The organism is Pseudoalteromonas sp. S1727 (assembly GCF_005886375.1).
GTDB classification, from domain to species: Bacteria; Pseudomonadota; Gammaproteobacteria; order Enterobacterales; family Alteromonadaceae; genus Pseudoalteromonas; species Pseudoalteromonas haloplanktis.
Map to the genome: position 1 here is coordinate 1 of NZ_PNDT01000263.1, position 452 is coordinate 452.

Sequence of the window (452 nt, forward strand, 5' to 3'; positions counted from 1 at the left end):
GTAATTGTCCGTAGTAGTAATCAAGAGAGTTGGCACCAATTAATAATTGGTGTTGAACGCCTGCGGTTTCAAACTCACCGATAAAATCAATAAATGCGGTTGTAAACTGCCAATCGTCAAAACGGTCATAAGGGCGTGATTCATAGCTATCGCCTTCCATAAAGTCTGATGGTTTACGTGCAGCTGATTCAAAGCGTTGACGCTCAAACGTTTGCTCGTTGTAGCCAATATTTACTTGCCAGTTGTCAGATAAGAATACTTGAAAATCCACACCAAGGTTTTCAACTGTAATATCAGTAAATGCCCATGACATATCGCGAATGGTTTTATCATCGCCAATTACATTAGCATTGTCATCAATCCATGCACCTGTATCTAGGCCTGCTTCATCATCGGTGCGATCGTAGTGGAAACGGACTAAGGCATTATCAGTGATATCGTAATCAACCAAT

At 40.9% G+C, this 452-nt stretch carries 1 pseudogene; it reads right to left on the reverse strand.

The features are described 5' to 3' along the window. Positions 1-452 (reverse strand): annotated as a pseudogene (locus CWB85_RS21935) (TonB-dependent receptor); the annotation flags it as partial.